This window comes from Pseudomonas sp. G.S.17 (genome assembly GCF_038096165.1).
In the GTDB taxonomy this organism is placed as follows: Bacteria; Pseudomonadota; Gammaproteobacteria; order Pseudomonadales; family Pseudomonadaceae; genus Aquipseudomonas.
This window is the reverse complement of the sequence record NZ_CP151076.1, coordinates 4,452,173-4,478,307: the sequence shown is the minus strand read 5'-3', so window position 1 is coordinate 4,478,307 and position 26,135 is coordinate 4,452,173. Positions and strand designations below refer to the sequence as shown.

The 26,135-nt window shown below is 60.2% G+C and carries 20 protein-coding genes; 9 read left to right on the top strand and 11 right to left on the bottom strand.

What is annotated here, in order from left to right; genetic code table 11:
• Window positions 1-69: 69 nt before the first annotated feature.
• Entirely contained in the window at window positions 70-1,056 is a 987-nt protein-coding gene (locus tag AABC73_RS21010; RefSeq protein ID WP_341520791.1) for an NEL-type E3 ubiquitin ligase domain-containing protein, read from the top strand.
• A gap of 133 nt (window positions 1,057-1,189) precedes the next feature.
• The gene (gene pap / locus AABC73_RS21005; RefSeq protein ID WP_341520790.1) at window positions 1,190-2,686 is read left to right on the top strand and encodes a polyphosphate:AMP phosphotransferase; all 1,497 of its coding nucleotides are present in this window, start codon (window positions 1,190-1,192) and stop codon (window positions 2,684-2,686) included.
• 864 nt (window positions 2,687-3,550) lie between these two features.
• On the opposite strand, the gene AABC73_RS21000 is transcribed toward pap, so the two are convergent.
• Genes AABC73_RS21000 through AABC73_RS20990 form a run of 3 tightly spaced genes read right to left on the bottom strand, consistent with a single transcriptional unit; the run spans window position 3,551 to window position 8,449 of the window.
• Window positions 3,551-4,900, bottom strand: a complete 1,350-nt coding sequence (locus tag AABC73_RS21000) for an HlyD family type I secretion periplasmic adaptor subunit (protein WP_341520789.1) — start codon at window positions 4,898-4,900, stop codon at window positions 3,551-3,553.
• A 12-nt stretch (window positions 4,901-4,912) separates the two neighbouring features.
• Complete coding sequence (locus tag AABC73_RS20995; RefSeq protein WP_341520788.1) at window positions 4,913-7,069, bottom strand: type I secretion system permease/ATPase; 2,157 nt, start codon at window positions 7,067-7,069, stop codon at window positions 4,913-4,915.
• 24 nt (window positions 7,070-7,093) lie between these two features.
• The gene (locus AABC73_RS20990) at window positions 7,094-8,449 is read right to left on the bottom strand and encodes a TolC family outer membrane protein (RefSeq protein WP_341520787.1); all 1,356 of its coding nucleotides are present in this window, start codon (window positions 8,447-8,449) and stop codon (window positions 7,094-7,096) included.
• A 418-nt stretch (window positions 8,450-8,867) separates the two neighbouring features.
• Between AABC73_RS20990 and AABC73_RS20985 the strand changes: the two genes are divergently transcribed.
• The gene (locus tag AABC73_RS20985) at window positions 8,868-12,464 is read left to right on the top strand and encodes a retention module-containing protein (protein WP_341520786.1); all 3,597 of its coding nucleotides are present in this window, start codon (window positions 8,868-8,870) and stop codon (window positions 12,462-12,464) included.
• A gap of 63 nt (window positions 12,465-12,527) precedes the next feature.
• On the opposite strand, the gene AABC73_RS20980 is transcribed toward AABC73_RS20985, so the two are convergent.
• The gene (locus AABC73_RS20980; protein ID WP_341520785.1) at window positions 12,528-12,923 is read right to left on the bottom strand and encodes a YbaN family protein; all 396 of its coding nucleotides are present in this window, start codon (window positions 12,921-12,923) and stop codon (window positions 12,528-12,530) included.
• Between the two features lie 10 nt (window positions 12,924-12,933).
• Window positions 12,934-13,521, bottom strand: coding sequence for a YecA family protein (locus AABC73_RS20975; RefSeq protein ID WP_341520784.1), 588 nt, complete (start codon window positions 13,519-13,521; stop codon window positions 12,934-12,936).
• Window positions 13,522-13,697: 176 nt separating this feature from the next.
• Here AABC73_RS20975 and recQ point away from each other — a divergent pair, with 176 nt between their 5' ends.
• From recQ to AABC73_RS20950, 5 genes are all read left to right on the top strand, one after another.
• Complete coding sequence (gene recQ, locus AABC73_RS20970) at window positions 13,698-15,824, top strand: DNA helicase RecQ (RefSeq protein WP_341520783.1); 2,127 nt, start codon at window positions 13,698-13,700, stop codon at window positions 15,822-15,824.
• Between the two features lie 117 nt (window positions 15,825-15,941).
• Window positions 15,942-16,376, top strand: a complete 435-nt coding sequence (locus AABC73_RS20965; protein ID WP_331149481.1) for a MarR family transcriptional regulator — start codon at window positions 15,942-15,944, stop codon at window positions 16,374-16,376.
• A 212-nt stretch (window positions 16,377-16,588) separates the two neighbouring features.
• Window positions 16,589-18,640: a FimV/HubP family polar landmark protein gene (locus tag AABC73_RS20960; RefSeq protein ID WP_341524297.1), complete on the top strand. Its 2,052-nt coding sequence runs from the start codon at window positions 16,589-16,591 to the stop codon at window positions 18,638-18,640.
• A gap of 71 nt (window positions 18,641-18,711) precedes the next feature.
• The gene (locus AABC73_RS20955; protein ID WP_331149479.1) at window positions 18,712-19,014 is read left to right on the top strand and encodes a SelT/SelW/SelH family protein; all 303 of its coding nucleotides are present in this window, start codon (window positions 18,712-18,714) and stop codon (window positions 19,012-19,014) included.
• Window positions 19,015-19,273: 259 nt separating this feature from the next.
• The gene (locus AABC73_RS20950) at window positions 19,274-20,101 is read left to right on the top strand and encodes a UDP-2,3-diacylglucosamine diphosphatase (protein ID WP_331149478.1); all 828 of its coding nucleotides are present in this window, start codon (window positions 19,274-19,276) and stop codon (window positions 20,099-20,101) included.
• Window positions 20,102-20,110: 9 nt separating this feature from the next.
• On the opposite strand, the gene AABC73_RS20945 is transcribed toward AABC73_RS20950, so the two are convergent.
• Window positions 20,111-20,422 (bottom strand): DUF962 domain-containing protein, encoded by a 312-nt coding sequence (locus AABC73_RS20945; RefSeq protein ID WP_341520782.1) that lies wholly within the window; start codon window positions 20,420-20,422, stop codon window positions 20,111-20,113.
• A 180-nt stretch (window positions 20,423-20,602) separates the two neighbouring features.
• Complete coding sequence (locus AABC73_RS20940; protein WP_341520781.1) at window positions 20,603-22,057, bottom strand: TrkH family potassium uptake protein; 1,455 nt, start codon at window positions 22,055-22,057, stop codon at window positions 20,603-20,605.
• A gap of 153 nt (window positions 22,058-22,210) precedes the next feature.
• Between AABC73_RS20940 and AABC73_RS20935 the strand changes: the two genes are divergently transcribed.
• Entirely contained in the window at window positions 22,211-22,771 is a 561-nt protein-coding gene (locus tag AABC73_RS20935; RefSeq protein ID WP_341520780.1) for a nitroreductase family protein, read from the top strand.
• A 127-nt stretch (window positions 22,772-22,898) separates the two neighbouring features.
• On the opposite strand, the gene AABC73_RS20930 is transcribed toward AABC73_RS20935, so the two are convergent.
• The 4 genes from AABC73_RS20930 to AABC73_RS20915 all read right to left on the bottom strand — a co-directional run bounded on the left by AABC73_RS20930 (window position 22,899) and on the right by AABC73_RS20915 (window position 26,064).
• A complete protein-coding gene (locus AABC73_RS20930) occupies window positions 22,899-24,233 on the bottom strand; it encodes a HAMP domain-containing sensor histidine kinase (protein ID WP_341520779.1) in 1,335 nt (444 codons plus the stop codon).
• 66 nt (window positions 24,234-24,299) lie between these two features.
• Window positions 24,300-24,746 (bottom strand): LTXXQ domain protein, encoded by a 447-nt coding sequence (locus AABC73_RS20925; RefSeq protein ID WP_341520778.1) that lies wholly within the window; start codon window positions 24,744-24,746, stop codon window positions 24,300-24,302.
• 219 nt (window positions 24,747-24,965) lie between these two features.
• Entirely contained in the window at window positions 24,966-25,643 is a 678-nt protein-coding gene (locus AABC73_RS20920) for a response regulator transcription factor (RefSeq protein WP_020290408.1), read from the bottom strand.
• 7 nt (window positions 25,644-25,650) lie between these two features.
• The gene (locus tag AABC73_RS20915; protein WP_341520777.1) at window positions 25,651-26,064 is read right to left on the bottom strand and encodes a translation initiation factor 2; all 414 of its coding nucleotides are present in this window, start codon (window positions 26,062-26,064) and stop codon (window positions 25,651-25,653) included.
• Between the last annotated feature and the right edge of the window lie 71 nt (window positions 26,065-26,135).

The window sequence follows — 26,135 nt, the reverse complement described above, 5'->3', positions numbered from 1 at the left end:
TCGGACGATGACAGCCCCTCGCACAGCCACTCCGTTAGCCATTCGTCTCATTCAGCAGCGACGGCTTCGGTGGACATCTGGATCGTGGAAGGACGCACGGAACTCAACTCCAGAATCTGCGCGGCCTGGAACGTTGTAGAGCAGGCCGGTGACGCACCGAATTTGTTGGTGTTGCTGCAAAGGCTAAGGGAAAGCCGGGATTTCAATCGGGTCCATGAAGAACTGGCCAGTGATGTCATGCGGGTACTTGAGGCCGCAGCGGAGAATGCCGGGCTGCGGGCTGAGCTGGAAATCATGGCCAATGATCGGCTGTTCGGTGCTGATCAGACCTGTCAGGACGGCTCGCGATTGATCTTCAGCGATATTCAGGTTGCGGTGTACGCCGAGGCCGCATTGCAGGACGTACCTGAAGCGCAGCAGACGCAAGTGTTGTTAGGCGTGATTCGCAGCCTGTTTCGCCTGAATGAAGCTCAGGTCATTGCTGATGTCGAGATCGCTGCCCGGGAAGCGCGTAACGTGCGTATCGATCACGCCGAAGTCCGCATGGCTTACCGCATCGGTCTGGCCAATGAACTGAACCTGCCGGGGCAACCTGTCAGCATGGTCTGGGATCGAATCGCTGCCGTGGAACACCGGAGCATTCTCGAGGCCGGGCGTGTCATCAGGCAGCGCGAAGCCGGACCGGCGTTTCTCGAATACGCCGTGGCGGATCGACGCTGGACCGAGCGCCTGCGTAGTGAGTATCAAGCGGATCTGGAGCGCGTTACGGCATCGGTTCGGGCGGAGCAGGACGCACTGCTGGAGCATCCGCCAATCGATATGGCAGAAAACCTTCGTCGTCATGGCGCCATTTACGAGCGTCTGAATGACGCCCATGCGGCGAACGATCCTGCTGCCCTGGCAGCCGCTGACCGGGACCTGGCAGAGCTGAACGCCAACCCGCCTGTGGATAACGATGAATTCGACCGTCAGGGCCGGGAATTGATGGCCCGACTGGCCGCTGCGGAAAAAGCCTTGCTGGAGCAATTGACCGACACTCTGCGTCAAGACTGGTAAACGCTGCGCCGCCCAACTTTTGCTGCATAAAAGGCCCGTCATTGAAACCGGCGGGCCTTTTAATTGATCCACGAGGATCGCCAGGGCATTCAGCTGGTCTACATTAGCTGCAGACATCTGAAGAGAGCCGCTCATGTTCGAATCCGCTGAAATCGGTCACGTCATTGCCAAAGAAACCTACGACGCCGAAGTACCCGCCTTGCGTGAAGCGTTGCTGGACGCTCAGTTTGAACTCCACGAGCAGGCAGGTCGCCAGATTATCGTGCTGATCAATGGCATCGAAGGCGCGGGCAAGGGCGAAACCGTCAAGCTGTTGAGTGAATGGATGGACCCGCGCTTTATCGAAGTGCGTACCTTTGATCAGCAGACCGATGAAGAACTGGCACATCCCACGGCCTGGCGATATTGGCGGCAGCTGCCCGCGAAGGGGCGCATGGGGATTTTCTTCGGCAACTGGTACAGCCAGATGCTCCAGGGCCGGGTGCATGGCCTGTTCAAGGATGCCGTGCTCGATCAGGCAATCAATGGCTCCGAACGTCTGGAAAAAATGCTCTGCGATGAAGGCGCGGTGATTTTCAAGTTCTGGTTTCATCTGTCCAAGAAGCAGATGAAGTCGCGCCTCAAGCAGCTCAAGGACGATCCGCTGCACAGCTGGCGCATCAGCCCGCTGGACTGGCAGCAATCAAAAACCTACGACAAATTCGTGCGCTTCGGTGAGCGGGTGCTGCGCCGTACCAGCCGCGACTATGCGCCGTGGCATGTGATCGAGGGCGTCGATCCTTATTACCGCAGCCTGACGGTCGGCCGCTTGTTGCTTGAAGGCTTGCAGGCGGCGTTGAAAACACCGCAAGCCGAGTCAACTGTGGTGACGGTTCCGCCGCTGCCGCCGGGCCATGGCGATGTCACGTTGTTGAGTAATCTCGACATGACCTTGAACCTGACCAAGGACGACTACGATGAACAGTTGATCACCGAGCAGGCGCGGCTGTCTGGCAACATTCGTGACAAGCGGATGCGCAAGCATGCGCTGGTGGCCGTTTTCGAGGGCAACGACGCAGCGGGCAAAGGCGGCGCGATTCGCCGGGTCGCTGCCGCGCTTGATCCGCGCCAATACAACATCGTGCCCATTGCTGCTCCCACCGAAGACGAGCTGGCGCAGCCGTATCTCTGGCGTTTCTGGCGGCAGATCCCGGCAAAGTCCAAGTTCACCATTTTTGACCGCTCCTGGTATGGCCGAGTGTTGGTCGAGCGGGTCGAAGGATTTTGCAGCGAGGCGGACTGGCTGCGGGCTTACGGGGAAATCAACGACTTCGAAGAGCAGCTCACCGACGCCGGGATTGTCGTGGTCAAATTCTGGCTGGCGATTGACGAGAAAACCCAGCTTGAGCGCTTCCAGGCCAGGGAGAAAATCCCCTTCAAACGCTACAAGATCACCGACGACGACTGGCGCAATCGCAAGAAATGGCCGCAATACCGCGACGCGGTCTGCGACATGGTCGACCGTACCAGCACAGAAATCGCCCCTTGGACCTTGATCGAAGCCAACGACAAGCGCTGGGCGCGGGTCAAGGTATTGCGCACCCTGAACGAAGCGCTGGAAGCGGCGTTTGCGCGGGACAAGAAGAAATAACCGGGAAGGCTGCGATCAAGTGGGACCGGATTCATCCGGGAGGGCGTCGGCTCGGGCGACACATCCGCAGCGCCTGCAAACCCTTCGCGAGCAAGCTCGCTCCCACGGAACGGCTTGATGCCCGTAGGACCGGATTCATCCGGGAGGGCGTCGGCTCGGGCAACATATCAGCGGCGCCTGCAAACCCTTCGCGAGCAAGCTCGCTCCCACGGAACGCCTTGATGCCCGTAGGACCGGATTTATCAGGGAGGCGTTGGCTCGGGCAACATATCAGCGGCGCCTGCAAACCCTTCGCGAGCAAGCTCGCTCCCACGGAACGCCTTGATGCCCGTAGGACCGGATTCATCCGGGAGGCGTTGGCTCGGGCAACATATCAGCGGCGTCTGCAAACCCTTCGCGAGCACGCTCGTTCCCACGGAACGCCTTGATGCCCGTAGGACCGGATTTATCCGGGAGGGCGTCGGCTCGGGCGACACATCCGCAGCGCCTGCAAACCCTTCGCGGGCAAGCTTCGCTCCAACGGAACGCCTTGATGCCCGTAGGACCGGATTCATCCGGGAGGGCGTTGGCACGGGCAACACATCTGTGGCGTCTGAAAACCCTTCGCGGGCAAGCCTCGCTCCAACGGAACGCCTTGATGCCCGTAGGACCGGGTTCATCCGGGAGGGCGTTGGCTCGGGCAACACATCAGCGGTGCCTGCAAACCCTTCGCGAGCAAGCTCCCACGGAACGCCTTGATGCCCGTAGGACCGGATTTATCCGGGAGGGCGTTTGCTCGGGCAACATATCAGCGGCGTCTGCAAACCCTTCGCGAGCAAGCTCCCACAAATTCGCTCCCACGATTTCGTCGTGGAAATCGAGCCATCACCGCTCCCGCAGCGCCTCAGTCCGGGCTTTCAGGACCGGTTTTAGCAGGTAATCCATCACGCTCTTCTCGCCGGTGATGATGTCCACGGTGGCGATCATGCCGGGGATGATCAGCAGGGGTTTGGCGTCGTTGCCCAGGTGATTGCGATCAGTACGCACCTGGATCAGGTAGAAGCTGTTGCCCTTGTCGTCAGTGATGGTGTCGGCGCCGATCAGCTCCAGTTTGGCCGGCAGGCCGCCATAGATGGTGTAGTCATAGGCGCTGAACTTGACCATGGCTTTCTGGCCGGGGTGCAAGAACGCCACGTCTTGCGGGCGGACTTTGGCCTCGATCAGCAGGTTGTCCTCCAGCGGCACGATTTCCACCAGATCGCTGCCTGGCTGAACAACGCCGCCAATGGTGTTGACCTTGAGCATCTTGACGATGCCGCGCACCGGTGAAACCACCGTGGTGCGGGTCACGCGGTCGTCGATGGCGATGCTGTTGGCGCTGATCTTGGACAAGTCCGAGCGCTTTTCATTGAGCTCCTTCGACGCGTCGGAACGGAAGGCGAATTCCGACTCCTGCACCTTGCTCTTGATCTCGTTGATCGCCGATTCCGCGCGTGGAATCGCCAGGGTCGTGGCGTTCATGGAGCCGCGAATTTCCACGGCGCTGCGTTTCAGGCGCAGGATTTCCACAGGCGAAACCGCACCAGACCCCACCAGCGGCGTGGACATGTTCAACTCCTGCTGCACCAGGCCGAGGCTGTTGCGGTACTGATCCTGCTTGGAGCGAAACTCCGCCAGTTCCTGGGTTTTCTGCCGCAGCTGTTCGTTGAGCGTGCGTTGCTCGCTGGCCAGGCGACGTTGCCGGGATTGATACAGCGCCAATTCGTCCGCGGCCACTTGCGGCGCCTTGGCGATGACCTCATCGGAAAGCTTGAAGGGTCGGCCCTCAGCCTCGGCGGACAGGCGTTCAACCTGGGCGGTCAAGGTGTAGCGGTCCACTTCGCTTTCACCCTTGTTCGAGCGAAAGCGCGTGTCGTCCAGGCGCAGCAGGGTTTCGCCCTTGTTGACCATCTGCCCTTCGCGGACAAAAATCTCGGTGACGATGCCGCCTTCCAGGTTCTGGATGACTTGAACCTTGCTCGACGGAATCGCCTTGCCTTCGCCCATGGTCACTTCTTCGAGGACGGCGAATTTTGCCCAGACCAGCGCGGTGACAATCAGTGCGCCAATGACCCAGACGGTCACGCGGGAAGTCCGCGATGCATCCTGGTGCAAGGCGCCGGCCCGATAAGGGATGAATTCAAGGTCGTCGCGCATACGCGGGTTGAAATAACGCGGAGGTTGAGTGGTTGCCATAAATGTTGCTCCTTAAACCGAGGCTGAGCCGATCTGGCCTTTGCGCAATGCTTCGATGACCGCGTCCTTGGGGCCATCGGCGACGATCCTGCCGCTGTCCATGACCACCAGCCGGTCGACCAGGGTCAGCATCGACATGCGGTGAGTGACCAGCAGCAGGGTTTTGCCGGGCATCAGTTCATACAGATGCTGGCGCAGGACGTCTTCGCTGCCGTTGTCCATGTGGCTGGTGGGTTCGTCCAGCAGCATGATCGGCGGGTCCAGCAGCAATGCCCTGGCCAGCAGAACCGCCTGACGCTGACCGCCGGAAAGCAGCTGGCCGCGCTCGCCCACCGGCCGGTCGAAACCTTGTGGGTGACGCAGGGCCAGCTCATCGACGCCGGTGATGCGTGCGACTTCCAGCATTCTTGAATCGCTGATGTAGCGCGCGCCCAGCGTCAGGTTGTCGCGCAGGCTACCGGCCAGCAGCGGCAGATCGTGGGCGACATAGCCGATCTGTTGGCGCAGGTCAGCGATGTCCAGCTGACGCAGGTCCAGATTGTCGAGCAGCAACTGGCCTTCGTCTGGCTCATAGAAGCCCATCATCAGCCGCGCCAGGGTGCTTTTCCCCGAACCGCTGCGGCCAATGATGCCGATACGTTCGCCCGGCCGGACCTTGAAGTTGATGCCCGACAGCGCTTCCGCTCCCTGCTTGCCATAACGGAAACTCACCTGACTGAAACGAATGGCACCCAACAGCGGCGTGCGCTCCAGGGATCGCTGGGCGGCGTCACGTTCCTGAGGCAGGGACATCAACGCGTCGGTGCTTTTCATGGTCAGCTGCGCTTGCTGGTAGCGCGTGATCAACCCGGCGATCTGCCCCAGCGGCGCCAGGACCCGGCTGCCGAGCATATAAGTCGCCACCAGCGCCCCGACGCTGAGATTGCCGGCGACGATGCTGTACACCCCGGCGACGATGGTTGCCATACCGGAAAACTGCTGCACGAACAGCGTGCCATTGCTGGCCAGCGCCGCGAGATTGCGGGCGTGGCTGTCCAGTTGGGTGAGGGCGCCGTGGGTGGTTTCCCACTGATGCTGGCGCTGGCTTTCGGCGCCGCAGGCCTTGAGGGTTTCCAGGCCGCCGAGGGTTTCGATCAGCAAAGCCTGGCGTTCGGCACCCAGACTCAGGCTTTTTTGCACGGTGTCGCGCAGGCGAATCTGGATCAGCCAGGCGAACAGAATCGTCAATGGAAAGGCCAGTAGCGGAATCAGCACCAGCCAGCCGCCGAGCAGGCCGATCACTACCAGCATCAAGGCGGCGAAGGGCAGGTCGATCATGCTGGTCAAGGTGACGGCGGTGAGAAACTCCCGCAGACCTTGAAAGTCGTGAATGCTCTGGGCGAAACCGCCGACCGTGGCGGGGCGCGCCTTCATGGCCATGCCGGTGATGCGTTCGAACAGCGTCGCGGACAGGATCACGTCGGTTTTGCGGCCGGCCTGATCCAGCAAATGCGCGCGAATCAAGCGCAACGCCAGCTCGAACAGCGTGCCGACCAGCAAACCGATGGCCAGCACCCAAAGGGTCGACAAGGCCTGGTTCGGCACCACCCGATCATAGGTTTGCATGACAAACAACGGCACCATCAAGCCCAGCACGTTGATCAACAGGCTGGCGAGAATCGCATCGCTGTACAGCCAGCGCGACAGCTTCAGGGTGTCGCGAAACCAGGCTTTGACCCGTGGCACCAGCGGCGCGCGCAGGTCTTCCAGCTCATGACGCGGGCGGGCAAACAACGCCTGGCCGCTGTAGCGCTGAGCCAGTTCGTCGGCGCTGACCCATTGTTCGCCGCCTGCGCTTTCGCAAGGCAGGATCAGCGCCCGGCCGTCTTCGCCCCAACTGCGCAGCACCGCGCAGCTCTGGTTGTCGAACATCAACAGGACCGGCAAGCTCAAGGGGTCGATGGCGTTCAATTCGCGGCGCAACCAGCGGGCCTGCAAACCGGCGCGGGCAGCGGCGCGGGGGAGTAAATCCGCGCTCAGACGCTGTTGCGCCAGCGGCAGGCCGGCGCTGAGGCTGGAACGGCTTGCCGTGCAGTCGTGCAGCTTGCAAAGGATCAGCAAACCGTCGAGCAACGGGTCGTCAAAGCTTGAACGAGGGTCGAGAGGTAGAGGCAATTCCATGCTTGTCACGGGCGTACTCCCTGGGCGGATGCACTATTTCAGTTCAGGCAAGCGGGCTTCGCTTTTGACTTCCGTCAGCGCCAGCGCTTCGGCGGGCAGCACTACACGCTGCTTGCGCAGTAATTCGCCTTCGGTAGCCAGCACCCGGTACATGGCGAACTCTTCGGTGTAGCGCACTTCGGTGTAACGGCGACTGGCGTTGTACAGCTCGTTCTCACTGTCCAGCAGGTCAAGCAAGGTGCGTTGCCCGAGGCCGAACTGATCCTGATAAGCCGCGCGCACCCGGGTGGTGGTCTCGGCGTATTCACGCGCTACCGGGGTTTGTTGGCGGGCGTTGTTCATGGCGTTCCAGGCCAGGGACATGTTCTCGTTGAGCATGCGCAGCGCGTTATTGCGGATATCCATGGCCTGGCCGGTCTTGTAGGAGTCCGAACGCAGGCGCGCCTTGTCGCGGTTGCCGTTGAACAGGTTGTAATTCATCACCACGGCGGCGCGCCATTCGTTGTCGTGGCCTTCCTCGCCTTGCAGATTGTCGTTGGCGCCGACTGCCAGTTCGGCGTCGAAGCGCGGGTAAAACGGCGACTTGGCGATTTCGTATTGTTTTTCGGCGGCCTGCACATCGGCCTGGGCCGACTTCAGGTACGGGTTGTTGGCCAGCATGCTTTTCTGCGCATCGCTCAGGCTCAGCGCCACTTCACCCTTGATCGACGGTGGGGATTCCAGCTCGTCCGGCATGCGTCCCACGGCACTGAAGAAGTTCGCTTCGGCGTCGGCGAGGTCGACTTGCGCGGTGTAGAAATTGTTTTCGGCCAATGCCCGACGCGCCCGTGACTGGTCGCGGTCGGCGGTGGTGCCGACGCCGCGGTCGCTGCGCAGGCCGATCTGATCGTTGATGCGCAAGTGGGCTTGCAGGTTGTTCTTGGCCAGGGTCAACAGCTCGCGGCGTTTGAGGACTTCCAGGTACACCTCGATAGCGCGCAAGGCGAGGCTTTCCGAAGTGCCTTGCACGTAATAGGCGCGGGAGTTGACCACCGCCTTGGTGCGCCCGACTTCATTAGGGGTGTTGAAGCCATCGAACAACAACTGGCGCAGGCGTAGCTCCGACTGGGTGTAGTTCAGGGACTTGTCGTCGTGGCCGTAGAGCGCGCGAGTCGTCGGGCTGTCAACGCGCTGCCGGCCATAAGCGGCGATCAGATCCACGGTGGGTAAGTACCCGCCCTTGGCGACGTTCACATCCTCGTCGGCGGACAGTCGATTGTTCTTGCTGGCGTGGATTTCCGGGTGATTGTCGATGGTGCTTTGAATCGCATCGGTCAAGGACATGGCTTGCGCTTGGGCACAGGCCACCGCCAACACGACTGCACTGTAGAGCGGGGTCAAATCGCGCATGAGTACTTCTCCCTAAGTAGTAATGTTCAGGTCGCCATTAAAATGGCGTTTTCTGCGATGGAAACCGTATCAGGTTTGTAACATCACAGCTAAGAACAACTTTAGGCGTTGCCAAGACGTTTTTTTCATAAGCCTTATGCCAAAAAAAACTTATGCGTTTTTTTAAAGAGCAGCGATTGTTGATGGGATTGATCGAATAAATACAGGCAGTTAAGAGGTCTGAATTACAGGTATTGGCTTTGTGGCGATATTTTGACTGGTTGGAATTGGCTGATTTTTAAGGCAAATATCTCGATTATCTGAGTGTCATTATTTTGTCGTATTCGAAAATTCAGCTGTGTTGCGTAACGCGGCAGAAGCATTTTCAAGCGAATTTGTAAGGTTTACGGACCTGATTGTTGTGATTAATGGAGGAAATATGGCCAGGCTCATCGGTACGGTGCGACAAGTGGTAGGGGAAGTTTTTGCAGTTGCTGGGGACGGCACGCGCCGCGCCTTGCAGCCAGGCGATCGGCTGTTTGCAGGCGAGCAACTGCAGACCGGCGCCAATGGCGCAGTGGCGGTGCATCTGGCAGCCGGTGGCGAACTGACGCTCGGGCGCGACAGCAAGCTGCCGCTCACAGCGCAAATCCTTGCCAATCACGCCACCCATGTCGACACAGCGGACCCGATAACGCCGACCATCGCCCAGCTCACCGAAGTCCAGCAGTTGCAGCAAGCCATTGCCGCCGGTGCCGATCCGACGCAGGTCAGCGACGCGCCGGCTACCGGTCCCGACAATCCCGGCGGTGCTCCCGGCGCATTGGGCGGCGGCCATTCGATTGTGCTGCTGACGGAAGCCGGTGGCGTGGTGAACCCGGTGATCGGCTTTCCGACGGCCGGATTCACCAACGTGCCGGAGTTTCCCGAAGGGCGGCTCGACGGCTTTCGCAACGCTTCGCCCGATGCGCCGCTGGTTGTCGTGCCGCCGATCATCGAGCCGCCTGCTCAACCTCCTGAGCAACCACCGATAGAACCGCCTATCGAACCGCCCGTGGTGACGCCCCCGACCGAGCCACCGGTTGAACCGCCAACCGAGCCGCCGGTTACCCCGCCCGGTGAACCACCGGTTGAGCCCCCGGTAGAACCGCCAGTCAACCACGGCGTCGAGCTTTCCGGCGGTGCACTGACCCTGAATGAAGCGAACCTGCCGTCGGGTTCGGCCAGTGATGGCGATGCTCTGACGCAGACCGGCAGTTTCAAGGTGACGGCCGTGGATGGGCTGCAGAACCTGACCGTGGGCGGCATTGTCGTGGTCAGCGGCGGTGTGATCGCTGATTTTTCGCAACCCGTCACCACCGCGTTGGGCAATACCTTCAGCGTTACCGGTTTTGACCCGGACACGGGAGAGGTGCGCTACAGCTACACCTTGAACGGCTCGACGCCGCATCCCGACGGTGAGGGCGCCAACACCACCGGTGAGCAGATCACCGTGATTGCCACCGACGTTGATAACGACTCGGCGACCAGCACGCTGGACATCACCATCGTCGATGATTTGCCGCAGGCCGCGAACATTGAAGTTGCCGTCACCACCGAGCCGGTCTGCACCAATCTGCTGCTGATCATCGACAATTCCGAGAGCATGAAAGACCCGTCCGGCGTGAACGGCTTATCCCGCCTGGAGTTGGCCAAGCAGGCCATCAGTGAGTTGCTGGACAACTACGCTGCCATGGGCGACGTGAAAGTGCAGATCGTCTCGTTCAACAGCCAGGCCGGAGTGCTGAGTGATGTCTGGGTTGATGTCGCCACGGCGAAGAGCCTGATCAACGCGTTGGATGCAGGCAATGGCACCAACTACGATGCGGCGCTGGCGGGTGCGCAAGCCGCGTTTGTCACCGAGGGCAGCCTGGCTGGAGCGCAGAACCTTGCCTACTTCTTCTCGGACGGCAATCCAACCTTGTCGCCTACCCATAACCACCCCAACAGTCAGCCCAACCCGCAACAGGGCGACGGTATCGATCCCGGCGAGCATGACGCGTGGGTGAGCTTTCTCGACAGTCATGGCATTGATGCCTACGCCATTGGCCTGGGTACCGATATCAGCGGGACTTATCTTGATCCTATCGCCCATAACAACAATGCCCAGGGCAGCAGCGCGGTCATCGTTACCGATCTTGGCCAGTTGAGCGCGGTGCTCACCGGCACTGTGCAAGGTGGCACCAGCGGCAGCCTGCTGAGCGGTGGCACATTCGGTGCCGACGGTGGCTTTATCCAGTCCATCACTGTCGACCAGACGGTTTATTCCTACGATCCGAAAACCGGCGCCGTCACCGCACAAGGAACGGATCACGGCAGTTTCAACGCCACGACCGGCAACCTCACCGTCGTCAGCGACCACGGCGGGACGCTGGTGGTCAATGTGCTCAGCGGGGCCTTCACTTACACCCCGGCGAGCGAGACGGGCGGTGCGGCGCTGACGGAACAGATCAGCTACGTCATCAGCGATAACGACGGCGACCTGGCGGGCGCCAATCTGCTGATTCATGTTCCCGGCGGCCCCGTCGCGGATGAAGGCCCGACCGCCGTTGCCGACCACATCATCACCAACGTGCTGTCATCGAACATCGAAGTGCCAGCGGCGCTGTTGCTGGTCAATGATGTCTCGGCCAACGGCGATCCGTTGAGCGCCACGCCGACGGTATTCAACACCGGCTGGCAGGCTCCGGGTGAAGACTTCTCCGCCAGTCACCTGAAGACCATCGATTTCGACGGCACCCGCGACAAGGCCAGCAACCAGCTGAAAACGTTGGAGCGCAGCGATTTTTTCAATAACAGCGCAATGACTGCCATGGTCGTCATCACCGGATTTCTGGGCGCTTTTAGCGCTGCTCCCGCCAATGCCCACGATCAATACAGCGTTGAGTTGAAGGCCGGGGAAACCGTATCGGTCGCTGTGCATAACGCCAACGACTCGATTGGCGTGGTCTGGCAGTTGGATCAAGGGGATTTCCACACGCTGGACGGCGACGGCACATTCACCGCCGCCGAAGACGGTGTTTACCGAATCCTGCTGGTCAATCAGCCCGATCCCGGTGTCAGCGATACCGGCGAGCATTACACGCTGAACCTGTCCATCGACTACAGCGCCGTAGATACCACGCCCACTTATGAAAGCCTTTACACCGTCAACGATGCCCACGGCGGCAGCGACTCGGCGGCCGTCAGCATCGATTATCAGGAAGGCTGCACCTTGCAGGGCACCCAGGGCGATGACGTGCTGATCGGCGGCGCGGGGGATGACAGCGTGTCGGGCGGCGATGGTAACGATGTGCTCTACGGCGGCGCCGGTAATAACGACCTGTACGGCGATAACGGTAACGACGTGTTGTTCAGCGGGCCGGGCAACGATGTCATGGATGGCGGCGCGGGCAACAACACGGCCAGCTATACACTGGCGACTTCCGGCGTCACCGTCACCAGCGCCTCGACAGAGCCGCAGGACACCGGCGGCGCGGGCACCGACACGTTGTTCAACATTCAGAACCTCATCGGATCGAACTATGACGATCATTTGACCGGCGACTGGGAAGCCAACGTGATCAACGGCGGGCAGGGTAACGACGTGTTGATCGGCGCTGCCGGTGACGACACGCTGACCGGCGGGCTGGGTGCTGACACCTTTCAGTGGCTGGCGGGCGATAGCGGCCATGATCAGGTCACGGATTTCTCCATCGGCAGCGACACGCTGGACCTGTCGCAATTGCTGCAGGGCATAAACGCTACCGGGGATTCACTGGAGGATTATCTGCATTTCAAGGTGACTGGCAGCGGCGCGGATCTGGTGTCGAGCATCGAAGTTGGCCCAGGAGCAGGCGCGGCGCCGACCCAGACCATTGATCTGGCGGGGGTCGATCTGGCAACCCACTACGGCGTGACGCCCGGCTCCGGCGGCATGGTTGCTGGCGGCGCAGATACCGCATCGATCATTACCGGCATGCTGGGGGATCACTCGATGAAGGCGGATACGGTCTGACGCTCGCGCCAACGGAACGTGGCGAAAATCCGGCCTTGCCGAAACACCGGAAAGATCTGCTTTTTATTCCCGGGTCTTCTGCCGCACGATGTAAATCGTCACCAGCACCGCGCTGGTCAGCATGAAGCCGCGAGCCCAGGGAAGGGCGATCAGGTAACAGGAAAAGCCGATGCTGATCCACATCAGGCCGATGGCGTAGACCTTGCCTCTGAGGGGAATGCCGTTGCCTTCGAGATAATCGCGGATCCACGGGCCGAGTCGATTGTGATTGACCAGCCAGTGATAGAAACGCGGCGAGCTTCGGGCGAAGCAGGCGGCGGCCAGTAGTAGAAATGGCGTGGTAGGCAGGATTGGCAGGAATATGCCGATCACACCCAGTGTCACGCTCACCCAGCCGATGGCTTGCAGGGCATAACGCACGAGCCGGTTGCGACTCGTGCGGGGTGAATCTTGCGCCATAGGCGCTGACTCAGTGGTGGCGAGGCTTGAGGATCGCCGGTTTCTCGTCCGGAGCCTGGCACAGCAGGTAAAGCGCGGTCAGGGCTTCCGGGATCTGCACGATCATGTCGTCCATCAGATTGGCATCCTGGGCGATATCCGCGAACTCAGGCTGCTCGTCGAACAGGCCCGAACCGACCATGATCGGCAGCAGCATTTCGCTGACTTCTTCTTCGGCACTTTCGAACCAGGCGTTCTCACGCAGGAACACGCCTTCCATGAAGCCGATGCACCAGCCGCGCAGATCGGAATCGTCAGGCTCGTCGCCCAGATCGAGATCGCATGGCAGCTCGAATTCCTCGTCGGACGCCAACTGGCGGGCGATGTGCGCCCGCAGCTGGATCAACGTGGCTTCGATTTCTTCGCGCTGGGCATCACTTTCGTAATGCGGGGGCTCGGAGAACAATGCATCGATCCATTCACGGTCAGGAACGGTTTCGGCACAGATGGACAGGGCGGTCATGTAGCCGTGAGCGGCCACGTAGTCCAGCGCCTCGTCATGCAGCTCATCGGCATCGAGGAAGGCTTGCAGGCGGTTTAGTTGCTCAGCGAAGGACATTGAAGGACTACCTTGGAAATAAACGATGCTGAATTCTAGGCTCTGAGAGCCGTGGGCGCCAGCGGCGAGGCGGTTTGAGGTTAATTTCGACCACTCGTGTCGCTGCTGTCCTTTGCCTTTATGCGGTCGGGTATACTGCCGCGCTTTGCAGTGCAGCAGGACAATCTGGGGTTTTTATGCTCGAACAGGCACAACGCGTACTTAAAGACATCTTCGGCTATGACAGCTTTCGTGGTCGCCAGGGTGCCATTATTGAACGCGTGGCCAATGGCGGCGACGCCTTGGTATTGATGCCCACCGGCGGCGGCAAGTCCTTGTGCTTCCAGGTTCCGGGACTGTTGCGCGACGGCTTGACGGTGGTGGTATCACCGTTGATCGCCTTGATGGACGACCAGGTGGCGACGCTTGAGGAATTGGGTGTGTCCGCTGCGGCGTTGAACTCCACCCTTAGCGCCGAACAGCAGCGTGACCTGGCCAACCGGATTCGGCTGGGGGAGGTCAAGATGCTCTATCTGGCCCCGGAACGTCTGGTCCAGCCGCGCATGCTGGCGTTTCTGCAAAACCTGCAGATCGGCCTGTTCGCCATCGATGAAGCCCACTGCGTATCCCAATGGGGTCATGATTTCCGTCCGGAATACCTGAAACTGGGCCAGTTGGCCGAGCTGTTCCCCGACGTACCGCGCATCGCCCTTACCGCCACCGCCGACAAACGGACCCGTGAAGAGATCGTCACGCGCCTGCATTTGCAGAATGCCGAGCGCTTTCTGTCCAGTTTCGACCGGCCGAATATTTTTTATCGCATCGTGCCCAAGGAACAGCAACGCAAGCAGTTGCTGGCGTTCCTCTCCGAGCGGCGCAGCGACGCGGGCATCGTCTATTGCCTGTCGCGCAAGAAAGTCGACGAGGTTGCCGCGTTTCTTTGCGACAACAAGTATCCGGCGCTGCCTTATCACGCCGGTCTGCCCGCTGAAACCCGGTCTGCCAACCAGAAACGCTTCCTCAATGAGGAAGGTTTGATCATGGTTGCGACCATCGCCTTCGGCATGGGCATCGACAAACCCAACGTGCGCTTTGTCGCGCATATGGATTTGCCCAAGTCGCTGGAGGCGTACTACCAGGAAACCGGGCGCGCTGGCCGCGACGGTTTGCCGGCTGATGCCTGGATGACCTACGGCCTGCAAGACGTGGTGATGCTCAAGCAGATGCTGCAAAACTCCGAAGGCGATGAACGGCACAAGCGTCTGGAGCAACACAAGCTCGATGCCATGCTCGCCTTGTGCGAAGAAACCCGCTGCCGACGTCAGACGCTGCTGGCCTATTTCGACGAAGACATGCCCGAACCTTGCGGACATTGCGACAATTGCGTCGATGGCGTGCAAACCTGGGACGCCACCGAGCCCGCACGTCAGGCGCTTTCAGCGATTTATCGCACTGGGCAGCGCTACGGCGTTGGCCATTTGGTCGATGTTTTACTGGGCAAATCCAACGACAAGGTGCAGAGCTTCGGCCATCAGCACCTGGCCGTGTTTGGCGTCGGCAAGGGTCGCTCCGAAGGTGAGTGGCGTTCGCTGTTCCGCCAATTGGTCGCGCGCGGGCTGGCTGATATCGATCTGGAAGGCTATGGCGGCCTGCGCTTGAGTGATACGTGCCGGCCTTTATTGCGCGGCGAAGTCAGCCTTGAATTGCGTCGCGACCTGAAACCGCAAACCACCGCCAAAGGCGGCTCCAGCCCGGCCAGCCAACTGGTGCGTGGCGAAGAGCGCGAACAGTGGGAAGCCTTGCGCGCCTTGCGTCGCAAGCTGGCCGAAGAGCACGGCGTGCCACCTTATGTGATTTTCCCGGATTCCACCTTGCTGGAAATGCTGCGCAGCAAACCCGACACCTTGTCGGACATGGCCCAGGTCAGCGGCGTCGGCGCGCGCAAGCTGGAGCGCTATGGTCAGGCGTTTCTTGAGGTGCTGAGCGGCACCGCCGAGACGCCGAAAGTCGTTGCCGATGTGCGTCATGAGCTGATCAGTCTGGCCCGCGCCGGGATGACCCCGATGCAGATTGCCGGTCAGCTGCAATGCTCGGAGAAAAATGTCTACACCATGCTTGCCGAGGCCATCGGCAAGCAGCAGTTGTCGCTTGAACAGGCCCTTGATCTGCCGGAAGACCTGCTGGGTGAAGTCCAGGATGCTTTCCTTGATGGCGAAGGCGAACTGCCGCCGGTAGCGGCCATTGCCGAGCAGTTCAGCGGGCGCGTTCCGGAAGGTGTGCTGTATTGCGTGCGCGCTGCGTTGCAGTCCGAATTCGAAGTCTGACATTGGCTGCAGCCCAGGCGCTGACAGTGCTGCGACCAAAGGCCACAGCAGGAAACTTGCCACGGTCCGGGGTCCATGGTTAGCTGGCTAATAATTAGTTTCAACCATGAGTTTTCTATGCCAATGACTGATGAACATCGTTTCGGTATGCAACTTGCGCAAATCACCCGCGGGTGGCGAGCCGAGCTTGACCGACGATTGGCTGACATGGGCCTTTCCCAGGCCCGTTGGCTGGTGTTGCTGCATCTGGCCCGCTTCAAGGAACCACCGACCCAGCGCGAGCTGGCGCAAAGCGTTGCTGTTGAAGGTCCGACCCTGGCCCGTTTACTCGACAGCCTGGAAACCCAGGGGCTGGTGCAGCGTCAAGCGGTGCTGGAAGATCGACGCGCGAAGAAAATCGTCCTCTGCGACACCGCCCTGCCTCTGATTGAAAAAATCGAAGCCATCGCCACGGCGCTGCGTATCGAGGTGTTCGAGGGTATCGACGAGGAAGATCTGCGCACTTGCATGCGTGTTCATGCGCAAATTCAGGCTAACCTCGAAAGATCCTGAGGCAGGCGAGCGGCTTCTCGCTCATACTTGAGCTCTCAGGCGATCAAGCCTGCGCTTTAATTGAACATGCCGAGAAGCCTGCTTTGGTTTCCATAAGGGTCTGTATGCTGAAGAGTTTTCAGGCTGCTGCGCTGGGCTATCGTCGCCACTCCGGTCACATGGGCAAAACACTGCGCCGCACAGCCTTGCTGGCGGCCATTTCATCGCTCTCGATGCTGCATGCTTCCATCGCGTCGGCATTGGGAATGGGTGACATCACCCTGCATTCCGCGCTGAATCAGCCGTTGAACGCCGACATTGAGCTGGTCGAAACCGGCGGGCTGAGCGCCGAGGACATCGTTGCGAGGCTGGGCTCGGTGGATGATTTCGCCAAGGCCGGTGTCGAGCGGGTGTTCTTCTATAACGATCTGCGCTTTACCCCGATCATCAAGGGTAATCGCGGCGTGATACGCGTGGTTTCGACCAAGCCAGTCACCGAACCCTATCTGAATTTCCTCGTGCAAGTGATCCGTCCAAACGGCAACTTGCTGCACGAGTACACCGTGCTGCTCGACCCGGCAACCTCGCCGGCGGGCATGGCAGCGACAAGTGGCCGGAACAGGGAGGCGGCGGTCCAGGCAGCGCCTGAATCACGGATGCCCATCGCGCCGCCAGCGACTTCTCAGGACAAGCGTTATTCGGTTGCCAGCGGCGATACGCTGGACTCGATTGCCCGCCGCGTGCAGGGCAATGGTGCCAATGCTTCGGCGGCCCGGATGGCCGATGGCATTCAGGCCTTGAACCCGCAAGCGTTCACCAACGGTAAGGGCAGCGTCCTGAAAGTCGGGCAAAACCTGTTGCTGCCCGACGCCGCCGTTGTGCCCAGCGCTCGCAATGCAGCGCCGACGCCTGTTTCCGCCGCGCCAGCCAAGGCCGCCGCAGTGTCTGCCGAGGTGCAACGCAGCGCTGAACAACTGGCTACCGCTGCCGTTGAAAATCAGCAATTGAACAAAAATCTGGATGAGTTGAAAGGCCAGATCGCGGTGCTGCAAGAGCAAATGGCCGGCAAGGATCGGCAGATCGTCGGTCTGCAGACCCAGCTCTCCGAGAAAACCCCGACGTCCGCGCCAAGCGCCCCGATCATCGCGCCGTTACCCGCAAGCGCTACGCCGCCTGTGGTGGTCGAACCGCGCGAGGATTCATTGCTGTCGTCGTTGTTGCTGCCGGGAGCGATCCTGGTGCTGCTGTTGTTGCTGGCCCTGGCTTATTCGGTACGCCGCAATCGCCGCAAGCAGCAGCATTTAGCCGGCGCGATCCCGGCAGATTCGCCGCTGATCAAACCCGCGCAAGCCGCAGAGGCTTCGGTGTATGAAGCGCCGGTAATGGCCTCGCGAGTTGCCCAGCCGGAAACGTCCATGAACGCCCCTCGACCGATTACCGCTGCGCCTAAGGCCAACGCGGCTCCGGATGCGCTGGATGGTGTGAGCATTTACATTGCTTATGGTCGATTTGCCGAAGCCCTGGGGATTTTGCGCGGCGCTCTGCAGCGTGATCCACAGCGCACCGATATTCGACTGAAGATCCTTGAGCTATTGGCGGAGCAGGGCGATGCGCCAGGTTTTGCCAGTGAAGAGCAAAACGCGCTGGAGCACGGCGTCGATCCGCAAACCCTGGCCGACCTGCGCCAACGTTATCCACAGCTCAAACCCGTGGAAACGTCTGCTGCACCGCTGGTCGTACCGGCAGCTTTGGCGGCTACCCAGCTGGCTGAACCTGAACCCGCGCAACTGGACGAAACCGCCGCTGCGGCGCTAAATCCGGAGTCTGTCGACGAATTCCAGCTGAACCTCGATGACTTGTCCATGGATGCCGAATGGGATCTGGTCGATCCGTTCGACAGCCCGAAACCCTTGCGCGGCAAACCCGAGGTCGAGGAGCCGGCCATTCAGGAAGATCTGTCGTTCTCGTCAAATCTCACCGAATTGCCGGAAGTATTCGAAATACAGGACGATCAGTTCCTCAGTGATTTTTCCGATCCTGAACCTATCGTGCAATCCAACAACGATTCGCTGGACGATGCGTTTCTGGATGGCTTCATGGACGACTCGTCGGAGTTTGATTTGCTCGACATGGACGAAGCCCCGTTGAGCAAGATCAACCAGGCGCAGGTGCTGATCGACGACGGCGACTTCGAATCCGCCAGGGAACTGCTGCTGGAAGTCATGGAAGATGCCGACGAGGAGCATCAACAAATGGCCCGGGAGTTGTTGACCAGCATCAGTTGAAATCAGGGCTGCGGTAACGCCGTGCCTGATTCGGCTTCGCGAAAACCTAACGACGTTCGGGAGTTTGCTTCATGTCAGCCGTCAAACCTGAAGTTGTCATTACCTACTGCACCCAATGCCAATGGCTGCTGCGTGCTGCCTGGCTTGCTCAGGAGTTACTCAGCACGTTCTCCGACGATCTCGGCAAGGTCTCTCTACAGCCGGGTACTGGCGGGGTATTCCGCATTACCTGCGATGAGGTGCAGATCTGGGAACGCAAGGCTGACGGCGGCTTTCCGGAAGCGAAGATTCTCAAGCAGCGGGTCCGCGACCAGATCGACCCGCAACGCGATCTCGGCCACAACGACAAGCCGGGCAGCCCGGTCACTCCATGAGCCGCAAGACCCTCGCAGACTGTGTGAAAACGTCACGAGCGATGACAAGACAAGGCAAAAACCGGCGAAAAAGCGGAGTCTAGGTGTTCTAAATGAGCATTTTTCGACTGTTTTTAACGCAGTATTGTCGAGCGCAGTAGTTTTCACACAGTCTGCTCGGGTAATGAGGGGCTTGCGCTGTCACGACACTGCCACGATGCAGTCACAATCGATTAACCCAACCGGCGCATGATCCTGAAAACCCAGCCGGAGGTTGACCATGAGCAGCGCTCAGCTTGCTAAACCCAGCCGTAAGCAACGCGTCCGTACCTTGTGGATTTCCGACGTGCATCTGGGCACGCGCGATTGCCAGGCTGAACATCTGTCGGCGTTTCTCAAGCGCTATCAGGCCGACAAAGTCTACCTGGTGGGCGACATCATCGATGGCTGGAAGCTGCGCAGCGGCATGTATTGGCCCCAGGCGCACACCAATGTGATCCGCCGCCTGTTGACCATGAGCAAGCGCGGCACCGAAGTCATTTACGTCACCGGCAACCACGACGAATTCCTGCGTCGCTACTCGAAGCTGATCCTGGGCAATATCCAGTTGGTGGATGAAGCGGAGCATGTCACTGCCGATGGTCGCCGGTTGCTGGTGATTCATGGTGATCAGTTCGACGTCATCACCCGCTACCACCGCTGGTTGGCGTTTCTTGGCGATTCCGCCTATGAATTCACCCTGACCCTCAACCGCTGGCTCAATCACTGGCGGGCGAAATACGGTTATGGCTACTGGTCGCTGTCGGCGTACCTCAAGCACAAGGTCAAGACTGCCGTCAGTTTCATCAGCGATTTCGAAGAAGCCATCGCCCATGAGTGTGTCAGGCGCGGGCTGGACGGTGTGGTATGCGGGCATATCCATCACGCGGAAATTCGCCAGGTGGGTGGCGTGGAATACATGAACTGCGGGGATTGGGTTGAATCGTGTTCGGCGTTGATCGAGCATCTGGACGGCTCGATCGAATTGTTCCGCCTGGCCGATGCACATCTGCCGGCAAAGGTGCTGCCGACCGAACAACAGGTTCCGGCCAGCGAACCCGTCGTTTAGGGCTTCTGATTAAAAGGGCACCTTGCCAAGTACCATGTCGCGGTACATGACGAAATCTCCCAGCAGACTGTAGAAGGGATGCTGGAAGGTGGCCGGGCGGTTCTTCTCGAAGAAAAAGTGACCTGCCCAGGCGAATCCGTAACCGGCGACAGGCACCAGCCACAATAAGCCCCAATGACCGCCGCCCACGGCGAACGCCAGCAGGAAAATTACCAGGCTGGTGCCGATGAAGTGCAGGCGACGGCAAGTGCTGTCGCGGTGCTCAAGCAGATAGTACGGATAGAAATCGGCAAAACGGCTGAACTGTTTGGTGTTTTCCATGACTGTCGGTCCTGATTTTTGTTGGGTTCGGGGACAAGTCCCTTCCTGCCTGTTTCGGAACCCGGTAGGACCGGACTTGTCCGGGAAGCCGCCCGTGCAGGTGATGAAGCTTCTTCTGACGGTTAACAGTGACAATAAACGCCTTTTCCCGCGCCACGGCAATAGCCGTCGAACTGGACGTCAGTGGCGCCAGAATGCCGGGATGCACAGCACCAGCACCGTGATGATCTCCAGCCTGCCGAGCAACATGCCCAGGGACAGAATCCATTTTGCGGCATCCGGCAGACTGGCGAAGTTACCCGCCGGGCCAATCGTTTCGCCCAACCCCGGGCCAACTCCTGACACCGTACTCGCGGCGCCGGTCAGGGCTGTCATCCAGTCCAGCCCCAGCAACGAGAGCGCCAGTGCGATCAGGCAGATGGTGATGGTAAAGAAGAACGAGAAGGTCAGGATCGAACGCACGATTTCGTCGTCGAGACGATGGCCGTTGTACTTTTGCTTGATGACCGCCCGTGGATGGATCAACTGATGCAGGTTGGCCTTGAGCAAAATATAGGCGACCTGGAAGCGGAAAATCTTCACGCCGCCCGCCGTCGAGCCTGAACAGCCGCCAATGAAACCCAGGTAGAAGAAGAACATCAGTGCGAAATTGCCCCACAGGCTGTAGTCCCCAAGGGCAAAACCGGTGGTGGTCACCACGGACGTGACGTTCAACGCCACGTGCCGCAGCGCGTCGTACCAAGGCAGGTCGGTGGTCGCCCAGTACCAGGTGCTCATCACCAGCCAGGTGATCAACAGCAGGCCTAACAACCCGCGCACCTGCTCATCCCGCAATAGCGCGCCACGGTTGCCGCGCATTGTTGCGACATACAGGGTGAAGGGCAGGCTGCCAAGGATCATCACGACGATGGCCACCCAATGCACCGCTGGCTGGTGCCATTTGGCCAGGGACAGGTCCGAGGTCGAGAACCCTCCGGTGGAAATCGCCGACATGGCGTGATTGATCGCGTCGAACAGGCTCATGCCCGCCAGCCAGAAGGCGATGCTGCCCAGCGCGGTGAAGCCGACATAGGCCAGCACGATGAACTTGGCAACCATGTGCGAGCGCGGCATGACCTTTTCCGAGCGGTCCGACGATTCGGTCTGGAACAGCCGCATGCCACCGATGCGCAGCAGCGGCAGAATCGCTACCGCCATGCCGATAAAGCCGATCCCGCCCAGCCAGTGCAGCATCGAGCGCCAGATAAGAATCCCCGGCGACATGGTGTCCAGGCCGCTGAGGACCGTCGAACCGGTGGCGGTGATCCCGGACATGCTTTCGAAAAACGAGTCGGTGTAGCTGATATGTTGCGTCAGCAGAAACGGCAGCGCGGCAAAGATACACACCACGATCCAGCTGGAAACCGTGAGCAGGTACATGTCCCTCGGGCGCAGGTGCACATGCTCCGGCCGACCGGGAATTACCAGCGCCAGTCCGGCGATGAACGTCAGGAGGCTGGCCCAGAGAAACGAGCGCAGGTCTTCGATACGGTCGAAAATCACCAGCGTCGTCATGGGCACGATCATGGCGATAGCCAGAGTGATCAGGAAGATGCCGATTATGAAACCGATGATACGAAGGGTCGGCAACGCCATGCAGTCGCTCTGACTAAAGTGGGGAGAGGCGCCATTCTACCTGCGGCCCACGGCAAGTAAACCGGGACGCGTCAGTCAATGGCTGTAAGTATTCGCCGCCAGGGTTCGTTATCTGAGTCTAGAATGCTCATTCATTTTTCAAGGAGGTAGCCCATGGAGGCGCTCGACGTTTTGCTCAACCGTGTTTCCGTCCCGCGGTTGCTCGACCCCGCGCCGGATGCTGCGCAGCGAGAAATCCTCTTCAGCGCGGCGATGCGCGCGCCTGATCATGGTCAGTTGCGGCCGTTTCGTTTTCTGACCGTCGAAGGTCCGGCCCGTGAACGCATGGGCGAGCTGTTGGCTGAAGCACTGCGCAAAAGTGGCGCAGACGCCACGCCCCAGGCGCTGGACAAGGCGCGCCTCGGTCCGTTGCGGGCACCTCTGGTCGTGGTGGTGATCGCGCGCTTGACCGATCACTTCAAAGTGCCGAAGCAGGAACAACTGATCACCGCGGGTTGTGCAGCCCATAGCGTGCTGCTGGCCGCTTATGCATTGGGCGTCGGCGCGGTCTGGCGCACCGGCGAGCTTTCCTATTCGCCGATTGTTGCCAAAGGGCTGGGTCTGGCGGCCGATGAGGAAGTCATTGCGTTCCTCTACCTGGGCACCCCGCAAAACCCGCCGCGCGTTGCGGGCAAAACGGCTCTGGTGGATTTTGTCAGCGAGTGGCAGGGGTGAGGTTTCCTGTCACTCTGAACTGCGCCCCAAATCCGTGGGAGCGAGCTTGCTCGCGAATCGGTTTACCTGGCGACATCTCGATTGACTGACCTGACGCTTTCGCGAGCAAGCTCGCTCCCACAGCTATTCAGGCCGCTACCACCAACTCCACCGGCAGATCCAGCGTGGCAACAAACCCGCCCTGCGGGTGATTGCCCAGCACCAGGTCGCCACCGTGGCGCTGAGCGGCGCGCTTGGCGATGGCCAGGCCCAGGCCGTGCCCCGGTGCGGTCTGGCCGGGCGCCCGATAGAAGGGTTCGCCCAGTTGCGCCAGATGTTCATCGGCCACGCCCGGACCATGATCGCGCACGCTCAGCTGCAATCGATCACCCACGCGCAAGGCCTGCATTTCAATCGTCTCGCCGGTCGGGTTGAAGCGCAGGGCGTTGCGCAGCAGGTTGTCCAGTGCCCGCTCCAGCATGTCCGGCCAGCCTTGCAGTTGCAGATCCTCCTGCACGCTTACCTGAATCCGTTGATCGCCGCCGTCGAGCTGCGCGTCGTTTTTCAGGCGTAACAACAAGTGGTTCAGATCCACCGGTTCGGCACTGCCAAAATCCGCATCCAGGCGCGCGAGGGCAAGAATTTCGCTGATCAACGCTTCCAGGCGATCACATTCGCGGCTCAGACGCGGCCACAGCTTGTCGCGCTCGGCGGGTTCCGCGCGCTCGGCCAAAGCCAGGGCGATGCGCAGTCGCGCCAGTGGCGAGCGCAATTCATGGGACACGTCGCGCAACAGCTGACGCTGACTGCTGATAAGGCTTTGCAGACGCGCACCCATGCGGTTGAAGTCGTTGGCCAGGACGCCGAACTCATCGCGACGATTGGCCAGTTGCGCCAGGCTGTTCTGTTGATACGTGGTCTGCCCTAGATCATGGACCGCACCGCGCAAGCGACTGAGCGGGCGGGTGATCGACAGCGTGACCAGCAAACTGAACAAGGTCAGCACCACCAGCGCGATGCCCAGCGCGCTGAGCGGCCACATCAGGCTGTCGCGATGCCAGGCGTCCAGCTCCGGATGGGGAATACGATAGATCAGCAGGTAGGTTTCGCCGGTTCTCTTACTGGTGTATTCCGACGTCAGCCGACGCCACGGCAATTGTCGCGTACCGTCCTGCTGACGGGCTTCAAAAGCGGCGGCGCGTGCCGGAAACGTACCGCGCACCACCGCTTCGCCGGTTTCATTAAGCACTTGCACATCGATGTGGTATTTGCGCTTGAGGGTTTGCAGGTAGTCCTGCGCGGCGTCTTCGCCCTGATTTTCGTACAGATCGGTCCAGGTCTGCGGCAATTTGTGCAGGCCGGGATGACGGCTGAGGATCCACGCATCCTGATTGAGCATGTGGCCCAGCAGAATCGACAGGCCTGCAACCAGGGCAATGGCCAACCAGAAACTGGCCAGGATTCGCCAGAACAATGAACGCACGTGAAACCCCCAAATAGAGAAAACCCGACACGCTTGGGGAGTGTCGGGTTCAGGTGGATCGATGGATTACTGGGCTTTCTGAGCCTTTTGCGCTTTCCAGGCTTCGAACTCTGCGCGATCAGCCCGGTGTTGCGCACGCTCTTTCTGCATTTCGTCGAATTCCTTCTGCTGATCCGGCTTGAGCAACGCGCGGATATCGGCTTGGGTCTTGGCACGTTTTGCGTCCAGCTCGTCCTTCATGGCTTTCTGGTCAGCAGCTGGCAGTTTGGCCAGGTACTTTTGCGCGACCTCCTTGCGGTCGTGCATCTGTGCGCCCATCAATTTGCCGATCTGCTGACGCTGTTCCTTGCTCAGGTCCAGCTTGTCGAAAGGACCGCGATCATGATGCATCATGCCCATGCGTGGACCTTCGTGGCCAACGCCGTCACGATCCGGGCCATCAGCCGGTGGCATCGCCATGGCGACGCTAGGCAGAGCAGCAGCAAACATCAAAGCGATTAGAGTCTTGCGCATGGTGTATCTCCTTGTCTCGAATCCGGCTCGTTGCCGGTTGAGCCCAGTTTAGGGAGAGCAAGGTCAAGGGCGGTCAGGCTAGCGTAAAGCTTCGGTAAAGAGGTTTTGCGTAGGACCGGCTTTAGCCGGGAGGGCGGCGGTCTTTCTTGCCGTGGTTGCGCGCCTGCCCTGGCGCCTCGCGGATAACTCCGCTCCTACGCAGTCTGTACGACCCCGTCGCTAGACGGCGTAGTAATACCCGCGACTACGCAGCGCCATGATCCGCGGGCGGCCGTCCGGGTGGGGGCCGATTTTCTTGCGCAGGTTGCTGACGTGCATGTCCAGGCTGCGGTCATACAGCGTCAGTTTGCGGCCCAGTGCCAGTTGCGCCAGTTCCTGTTTGTCCAGTGGCTCGCCGGGTTGACGCAGCAGCGCTTCCAGCAAGCGGCTTTCCGAGACGGTGAGCGTCAGCTCCTTCTCGTCGATGATCACCACGCCGCGCATCGGGCTGAAGCACAGGTCGCCCAATTCCAGCTGGGTCGACACCGCAGTCGGATGACTGCGCCGCAGCACCGCGCGCAGACGGGCAGTCAGCTCGCGAGGATCGCAGGGTTTGGCCAGGTAATCGTCGGCACCCAGTTCCAGGCCGAGAATCCGGTCCAGGGGTTCGCCGCGTGCCGAGAGCATCAGCACGGGTAAATCCGGGTGATCGTTGCGCAATTGCTTGAGCAGTTCCAGGCCGCTGCCATCGGGCAGCATCACGTCCAGGACAACCGCTGCCGGCGCCGATTCGGCAAGGGCTCGCCGGGCGCTGTTGCCGTCGTGGCAGGCGCGCACCACAAAGCCTTCCTGGCTTAACCAACTGCTCAGAAGCTCACACAGCTCCTGGTCGTCATCTATAAGTAGCAGCTCGCTCATGTCTCACTCAATTTAGCCACTGTCGACGTTGTCTACGCCAACCGCTGGCAAAAATACCGCACAAAAGGGCGATCATCGCAACGCCGCCCCCTGCGACGAACCATTGTTGTTGCTCCGTCAGAATGCGTTGGGGTTCGACGGATTGTGACTCTTTGAGCTGCAACTTGAGCTTTTGGTTCTCCTGGCGAAGACGACTCAGTTGCGCGCTTTCGCGTTCGGCACTGGTGTTTTGCAGCTGTTTGATCAGCTCTTCGCGCTGCCGCTCGCTGTCGCGCAGGCGCAGTTGCAACTCATTGACCTGGCTCGGCACAACTGGCTCCGACTGAGCGTGCGCGGCCAAACCATTTGTTTCCTCAGCCTGGGCGAGTGTCGCGCCCATGGCTAATACCATCACTGACAGACATCGCGGACCTGAACGCATCTGAACCCCTGTTTTGCAGCAGTGTTTTTATAGAACATTCAGAAGGTTGTCGGCAGGGGGATAAGAATGAT

Coding starts and splice junctions, on each gene's coding strand:
- AABC73_RS20975 (WP_341520784.1), bottom strand. CDS start 13,521: ATGTCCTTCGCTGAGCAACTAAACCGCCTGCAAGCCTTCCTCGATGCC.
- AABC73_RS20955 (WP_331149479.1), top strand. CDS start 18,712: ATGTCAGCCGTCAAACCTGAAGTTGTCATTACCTACTGCACCCAATGC.
- AABC73_RS20990 (WP_341520787.1), bottom strand. CDS start 8,449: ATGCGCGATTTGACCCCGCTCTACAGTGCAGTCGTGTTGGCGGTGGCC.
- AABC73_RS21000 (WP_341520789.1), bottom strand. CDS start 4,900: ATGGCAACCACTCAACCTCCGCGTTATTTCAACCCGCGTATGCGCGAC.
- AABC73_RS20920 (WP_020290408.1), bottom strand. CDS start 25,643: ATGAGCGAGCTGCTACTTATAGATGACGACCAGGAGCTGTGTGAGCTT.
- AABC73_RS20980 (WP_341520785.1), bottom strand. CDS start 12,923: ATGGCGCAAGATTCACCCCGCACGAGTCGCAACCGGCTCGTGCGTTAT.
- AABC73_RS20950 (WP_331149478.1), top strand. CDS start 19,274: ATGAGCAGCGCTCAGCTTGCTAAACCCAGCCGTAAGCAACGCGTCCGT.
- AABC73_RS20985 (WP_341520786.1), top strand. CDS start 8,868: ATGGCCAGGCTCATCGGTACGGTGCGACAAGTGGTAGGGGAAGTTTTT.
- AABC73_RS20940 (WP_341520781.1), bottom strand. CDS start 22,057: ATGGCGTTGCCGACCCTTCGTATCATCGGTTTCATAATCGGCATCTTC.
- recQ (WP_341520783.1), top strand. CDS start 13,698: ATGCTCGAACAGGCACAACGCGTACTTAAAGACATCTTCGGCTATGAC.
- AABC73_RS20925 (WP_341520778.1), bottom strand. CDS start 24,746: ATGCGCAAGACTCTAATCGCTTTGATGTTTGCTGCTGCTCTGCCTAGC.
- AABC73_RS20935 (WP_341520780.1), top strand. CDS start 22,211: ATGGAGGCGCTCGACGTTTTGCTCAACCGTGTTTCCGTCCCGCGGTTG.
- AABC73_RS20945 (WP_341520782.1), bottom strand. CDS start 20,422: ATGGAAAACACCAAACAGTTCAGCCGTTTTGCCGATTTCTATCCGTAC.
- AABC73_RS20960 (WP_341524297.1), top strand. CDS start 16,589: ATGCTGCATGCTTCCATCGCGTCGGCATTGGGAATGGGTGACATCACC.
- AABC73_RS20965 (WP_331149481.1), top strand. CDS start 15,942: ATGCCAATGACTGATGAACATCGTTTCGGTATGCAACTTGCGCAAATC.
- pap (WP_341520790.1), top strand. CDS start 1,190: ATGTTCGAATCCGCTGAAATCGGTCACGTCATTGCCAAAGAAACCTAC.
- AABC73_RS20915 (WP_341520777.1), bottom strand. CDS start 26,064: ATGCGTTCAGGTCCGCGATGTCTGTCAGTGATGGTATTAGCCATGGGC.